The following is a 5,926-nucleotide window of genomic DNA, read 5'->3' on the forward strand; positions in this document are numbered from 1 at the left end:
CGGGTTCTCCGTCGACTCCCAGCCGCTGGTGGTGTTCACGTGGCAGGCGCCCAGGCGAACGGCGTCAGCGGCTCGTCGAGTGGCGCGCAGGTGAGGCGGTTCGCGATCGTCGACATGGTGTAGGTGCCGATGCCGAGCACCACTTCGAGTGCCTGCTGCCGGGTGAATCCCGGAGGGCGTGACGGCGGCCGAGTTGGGGCGGCGGCTCGGGGTGACAAGGCAGGCGGCGGGCAAGACCGTGGACCGGTTCTCGAGGTTGGGCTATGTGGAGCGAGGGGCGTCCCCTGTGGATGGACGCGCGAGAACGGTGCGCCTGACGCCCCCGGGGATCGACCTGCTGAACCGTTCGGCGGCGATCTTCGGTTCAGCTGGGTTCTTGTTCGAAGAGGACCTCGAGCTGGTCCCCTTCGACTGCCAGCACGGAAGGAACCAACTCGGCGCCGAGTTGCTCGGAGTCCCGGATGGTCCGGTGGATCGTCGCGGCGGCGGGCGAGTCGGCGGCGGCCACCTGGACCTCGTCCGCGTGGGGTAGTCCGACCACCAGCCGGTCCGCCTTGGTGAGTGCGGAGAGGCGGCGGTAGAAGTCGGGCAGGCAGACCGCGGCCGCGATCAGGGTGCCCGAGAGCGACAGCGGTTTGTCGCCGTCCTGGGGGATGTCCATCGGCAGCTTGGCGGCGAGATTCTCGCACGCCTCGGCCAGGAGCGCGTCGAACGAGTAGTCGCCGAGCTGTTGGTACGTGACGGGGAACGGGCCGATCGTGTGCTGCGGCGTCAGTGCCACAACCGCGAGCGCGAGGTGTAATCGCCCGGCCGCCACCGGCCAGTGCGGCACATCCTCGAGCACCCCCACCCGTGGTGAGGACTGGCTCCACAGCATGGGAAGTAGTTCGCCCTCCACGTCCACGTCCCCAGGCTCGACCTGGTCGTCGCTCCCGGCTCCGCCGCCCTCGGCCACCTCCGTGCGACCGGCCCCTTCACCTGGCTCCGTGGCCTGACTGTGACTGGCTGCCCAACCCGTTTCGCCTTCTGACTCGCGGTCGACGTCCACCGGAAGACCATACCTGTGGTGGCACGGGCGTGGTCCAGCAAGATCAACTTCAGCGCACCAGTCGGAAGAACGTCCGCACCTCCTTCACGAACAGGTCTGGTTGCTCGAACGCGGCGAAATGACCGCCCCGGCTCGGTTCGCCCCAGTGGCGGATGTCCGCGTAGCGCTTCTCCGCCCACCTGCGGGACGGCCGGGGCATCTCCTTCGGGAACACCGAGCAGCCGGTCGGCACGTCCACGGTGTCCGTGGTCGACGTGCCGAACCACTCGCTGACCTCGCGGAAGCTCTCCCAGTACAGCCGCGCGGACGACGCCGCCGTGCGGGTGAGCCAGTACAGCGTGATGTCGTCGAGCATCTCGTCGCGGGTCAGCACGGTCTCCGGGCGGCCACCGCTGTCCGTCCACGACGCGAACTTCTCGACGATCCACGCCAGCAGGCCGGCGGGCGAGTCGGTCAGCGCATAGCCAACCGTCTGGGGCTTGGTCGTCATCTGCTCCGCGTAACCCGACTCGTGCGCCGCCGCGTGGCGCAGGTCCGCCAGAGCCGCCTCCTCCGCCTCGGTGAGGTCGTCGAACGTGTCCGGGTCCGGGGCGGCGATCGGTGGCATCACGTGAACCCCGGCGAGCTGACCGGTGTCCTGCTGCCCCATGCTCGTCGTGATGCTGGTGCCCCAGTCGCTGCCCTGCGCCCCGTACCGCGCGTACCCGAGCCGTGCCATCAGCTCGCGCCACGCGGCGGCGATCCGTCGTACGCCCCAGCCCGGCTCGGTCGGCCGGTCGCTGAAGCCGTAGCCGGGTAGGGACGGGATCACCACGTGGAAGGCGTCCGCCGGGTCGTCGGGTTCGGTGAGCGGGCCGATCGCCTTCTCGAACTCGAGCACGGAACCGGGCCAGCCGTGCGTGAGGATCAGCGGCAGCGCCTGTTCGTGCGGCGAGCGCACGTGCAGGAAGTGGATGCCGATCCCCTCGATGTCCGTGCGGAACTGGGGTAACGCGTTCAGCCGCCGTTCCGTGGCACGCCAGTCGTACCTCGTCGCCCAGTAGTCGCACAGCTCACGCAGGTACGCGAGCGGCACGCCCTGTGACCAGTCGCCGACCGGCTCCTCGTCCGGCCACCTCGTGCGCAGCAACCTCTCCCGCAGGTCGGCGAGCTCCGCCTCCGGTGTGTCGATCTGGAACGGGATCATGCGATGGCTCCTTCGGCCAGGTCGATCAGTGCCCGGGCAGCGGTGCTCCGCTGGCCCTCCGACCGCCACGCCAGGGCTAATCGACCCCGGATCGACGGGCGGACGATGCGCAGCATGTGCACCGTGTCCGCGTTCTCCCGCGCCGTCGACTCCGGCACGATCGCCACGCCGAGACCGCGGCTGGCCAGCTGCGCGAGCATCTGCGGGTTGGTGGCCTCCAGGCCGATCCGCGGCCGCACCCCCGCCGCCGTGCACGTCTCGTCCAGCACGCTGCGCATGCCACTGCCCACCGGCATGCTGATCAGCGTGTGCTCCTCCAAGGTGGCGAGCCCGACCTCCTCGCGGTCGCTGAGCGGCTCGCCGTACGCGACCGCGGCGACGATCGGCTCGTCCGCGATCACCGCCAGCTCGAGCCCTTCCGGGTTCTTCATGGTCAGCGCGATGAGCGCGAGGTCGAGCGAGCCGTCACGAAGCTTGTCGACGAGCGCGTGCGAGTTGTCCTCCACCAGCGTGATGTCGATGCCGGGGTGGTCCCGGTGGAACCGCTCCAGCAGCAGGGGCATGTCGGGTACGCCGCACGAGGTGACCATGCCGATTCGCACGCGCCCGCGTACCAGCCCGGCCAGCTCGTCGGCGACGTCACGGAGATCGTCGATGGCCCGTAACGCCGCGCGGGCGAACGGCAGCACGGCGGCACCCGCGTCGGTGAGCCGCACGGACCGGCCGGAGCGGTCCAGCAACTCCTGACCGAGCTCGCGTTCGAGCTGTCTGATCTGCGCGCTCACGCCCGGCTGGGCGACGTGCACGCGTTCCGCCGCCCTGGTGAAGCCGCCCGCCTCGACGATCGTCACCAGGTACCGCAGCTGCCTGATCTCCATAACGAACAACTATACACACGATCAGAGTCAGCTGTTTGACTTATGGATCGCCGATGGGCACAGTGGCCTCATGGAAACGTTCTTCGCAGGTGACGAGGGGTATGAGGCGGAAGTCGCGGGCTTTCAGACCGGGGTGCGGCACCGGCCGGCGGCGGTCGTGGCGGCGTCCTCCGCCGACGATGTCGCGGGGGCGGTCCGGCTGGCTCGTGCGCGTGGTGCGCGGGTCGCGGTGCAGGCGACCGGGCACGGCGCACGCGTCCCCGCGGACGGGGTGCTGGTGACGACGAGGCGCATGGCCGGCGTGCGGGTCGATCCCGCCGCACGTACCGCATACGTCGAGGCCGGCGTGCGGTGGTCGGCCGTGATCGAGCAGGCCGCCGCCCACGGGTTGGCGCCGCTCGCCGGGTCGTCCCCGGGAGTGGGCGCGGTCGGCTACACGCTGGGTGGCGGTGTGGGGTTGCTCGGTCGCACGTTCGGATACGCGGCGGATCACGTCCGGGCACTCGACGTGGTGACGTCGGACGGCGAGCTACGGCATGTCACCGCGACGAGCGAGCCGGACCTGTTCTGGGCGTTACGCGGCGGCGGGGAGTTACTCGGCATCGTGGTCGGGATGGAGGTCGCACTGATGCCTGTGCCGATCGTGTACGGCGGCGGGCTCCACTTCGACGCGGCGCACGCGGCCGCCGTGCTCGCCGCGTTCCGCGACCTGACCGGGGCGGCGCCGGAAACGCTGACCAGCTCGGTCGGCATGGTCGGGCTGCCGCCGATCGACGCGGTGCCGGAACCGTTACGCGGCAGGCATGTCCTACACGTGCGCCTGGCGAGCACGGAGCCGCTCGACCCGTCGCTGCTCGCCCCGCTGCGCGCGATCGGCCCGCTGGTCGACCGGGTGGGCGAGGTCCCGGCCGCCGACGTCGGCTCGATCTACGGCGACCCGGACTTCCCGCACGCGTACGTGGGGGACAACGTGCTGCTCGGCGAGCTGCCGCCGGAGCTGCTGGCCGCGGTGCGCACGCTCGCCGGGCCGGCGGCGTCGGTGCCGTGTGTGGTCGACCTCCGGCACCTCGGCGGTGCGATGGCGCGGGCCCCGGAGGTGGCCAACGCGGTGCCGTACCGGGAGGCCACGCACATCCTGCGGGTGCTGTCGCCGGCGGGCGAACCCGGCGCTGTCGACGCGGCGCGGGCGGTCCACCACGAGGTGTTCGCCGCCGCCGCGCCGTTCGCGGTGGGACGCGTGGCCGCCTTCGGCTACGGCCCGGTGGGCGCCGACCCGTCGCTGCCGGCGCCGCGTGACCCGGCGACGACGAGGCGGTTGGCCCAGGTCAAAGACAAGTTCGATCCGGACGGCGTGTTTTTGTCGGTGGTTGATGCGAACATGTGTTCGTGAGTGTGGCGACGATCCTCCACGCCGATCTGGACGCGTTCTACGCGTCGGTCGAGCAGCGGGACAACCCGGAGCTGCGCGGCCGCCCGGTGATCGTGGGCGGCGGCGTGGTGCTGGCCGCGAGCTACGAGGCCAAGCGGTTGGGTGTGCGAACCGCGATGGGTGGCGCCCGGGCGCTGCGGTTGTGCCCGCAGGCGGTGGTGGTCCCGCCGAGGATGTCGGCGTACTCGGCGGCGAGCAGGGCGGTGTTCGAGGTTTTCCGTGACACCACGCCGCTCGTGGAGGGGTTGTCGATCGACGAGGCGTTCCTGGAGGTGGGTGGCTTACGCAAGATCGCGGGTTCGCCGGAGGTGATCGCCGAGCGATTACGCGGGGCGGTGCGGGAGCGGGTGGGGCTCCCGATCACCGTGGGCGTGGCACGCACCAAGTTCCTGGCGAAGGTCGCCAGCGGGGTCGCCAAGCCGGACGGCCTCCTGGTCGTGCCGCCGGCACGTGAGCTGGAGTTCCTGCACCCGCTACCGGTCGAGCGGCTGTGGGGCGTCGGCAAGGTGACGTCCGCGAAGCTGCGCGACCGAGGCATCACGACGGTCGGCCAGGTGGCGAAGCTGAGCGAGTCGACCCTGACGGCGATGCTCGGCAAGGCCTCGGGCCGGCACCTGCACGCGTTGGCGCACAACCAGGACCCGCGGCCGGTGCGGGTGGGGCAGCGGCGCCGGTCCATCGGCGCGCAACGTGCCATCGGGTGGTCGACGCACACACCGGAGGATCTGGAGGCGGTGCTGGCCCAACTGATCGACCGGGTGGCGCGCCGCCTGCGCGCCGCCAAGCGCTCATGTCGAACGGTCGTGCTGCGGTTGCGGTACGCGGACTTCGCCCGCGCCACCCGATCGCACACGCTGGCACGAGCGACCGCGGACACGGAGGTCCTGCTCATGACGGCCCGCGGACTACTGCGCGTGGTGTTGCCGACCCTGCTGGACCGCGGCTGCACGCTGGTGGGCGTATCCCTGGCAAACCTCGACGACGAGGAGGCAGTACAACTACCGCTACCGTTCGACGAGGTCGAACCCGGAGCACTGGACGCGGCCATGGACCAGGTCCGCGATCGCTTCGGTTCACTGGCGGTCACCCGAGCGATCCTGCTCGGCCGAGACCCGGGCTTGTCGGTGCCACTGTTACCTGACTGAGGTGCGCGATTCCCGGCGGCGGTGCCCCTCCGGAAGGGTGTGCTTCCTGCATGCCGAGGCCTTCATATCGCAGCCTTTGTCCCGCAAAGCTGGGGCTTCTCTCTCCCCCTGCCGTGGTGAAAGGTGCCTGTGGTTGACGACAGGGCATGCATTGGGCTGCCCTCCGCCCTCCGCCCTCCGCCCTCCGCTTCCGCCTTCGTGTCTGGCCTTCGAGTCTGGCCTTCGAGTCTGGCCTTCGAG

The 5,926-nt window shown here is 70.7% G+C and carries 5 protein-coding genes and 2 pseudogenes; 3 read left to right on the plus strand and 4 right to left on the minus strand.

Annotated features, from left to right (window positions below):
• Positions 1-35 precede the first annotated feature (35 nt).
• A pseudogene (locus ACJ73U_RS09225) lies at positions 36-170 on the minus strand (carboxymuconolactone decarboxylase family protein); the annotation flags it as partial.
• Between the two features lie 5 nt (positions 171-175).
• On the opposite strand from ACJ73U_RS09225, the pseudogene ACJ73U_RS09230 reads away from it, so the two are divergent.
• Positions 176-361: pseudogene (locus ACJ73U_RS09230) on the plus strand (MarR family winged helix-turn-helix transcriptional regulator); the annotation flags it as partial.
• Between the two features lie 3 nt (positions 362-364).
• Here ACJ73U_RS09230 and ACJ73U_RS09235 read toward each other — a convergent pair.
• The 3 genes from ACJ73U_RS09235 to ACJ73U_RS09245 all read right to left on the minus strand — a co-directional run bounded on the left by ACJ73U_RS09235 (position 365) and on the right by ACJ73U_RS09245 (position 3,112).
• Positions 365-904 carry a hypothetical protein gene (locus tag ACJ73U_RS09235; RefSeq protein WP_407777129.1) on the minus strand — a complete coding sequence of 180 codons (540 nt, stop codon included), beginning with the start codon at positions 902-904 and terminating at the stop codon, positions 365-367.
• Between the two features lie 193 nt (positions 905-1,097).
• Positions 1,098-2,234 (minus strand): epoxide hydrolase family protein, encoded by a 1,137-nt coding sequence (locus ACJ73U_RS09240; protein ID WP_407777130.1) that lies wholly within the window; start codon positions 2,232-2,234, stop codon positions 1,098-1,100.
• A complete protein-coding gene (locus tag ACJ73U_RS09245; protein WP_407777131.1) occupies positions 2,231-3,112 on the minus strand; it encodes a LysR family transcriptional regulator in 882 nt (293 codons plus the stop codon). Before ACJ73U_RS09245 ends, ACJ73U_RS09240 begins: the two co-directional genes overlap by 4 nt.
• 70 nt (positions 3,113-3,182) lie before the next feature.
• Here ACJ73U_RS09245 and ACJ73U_RS09250 point away from each other — a divergent pair, with 70 nt between their 5' ends.
• Positions 3,183-4,502, plus strand: a complete 1,320-nt coding sequence (locus ACJ73U_RS09250) for an FAD-binding oxidoreductase (protein ID WP_407777132.1) — start codon at positions 3,183-3,185, stop codon at positions 4,500-4,502.
• Positions 4,493-5,686, plus strand: coding sequence for a DNA polymerase IV (gene dinB, locus ACJ73U_RS09255; protein WP_407777133.1), 1,194 nt, complete (start codon positions 4,493-4,495; stop codon positions 5,684-5,686). Before ACJ73U_RS09250 ends, dinB begins: the two co-directional genes overlap by 10 nt.
• Positions 5,687-5,926: the final 240 nt, after the last annotated feature.

It is taken from the genome of Actinophytocola sp. (assembly GCF_045807065.1).
Lineage (GTDB): Bacteria > Actinomycetota > Actinomycetes > Mycobacteriales > Pseudonocardiaceae > Actinophytocola.

Excerpts from the sequence above, each read along its gene's own strand:
- ACJ73U_RS09240 (WP_407777130.1), bottom strand. The coding sequence starts at position 2,234 with ATGATCCCGTTCCAGATCGACACACCGGAGGCGGAGCTCGCCGACCTG.
- ACJ73U_RS09245 (WP_407777131.1), bottom strand. The coding sequence starts at position 3,112 with ATGGAGATCAGGCAGCTGCGGTACCTGGTGACGATCGTCGAGGCGGGC.
- ACJ73U_RS09250 (WP_407777132.1), top strand. The coding sequence starts at position 3,183 with ATGGAAACGTTCTTCGCAGGTGACGAGGGGTATGAGGCGGAAGTCGCG.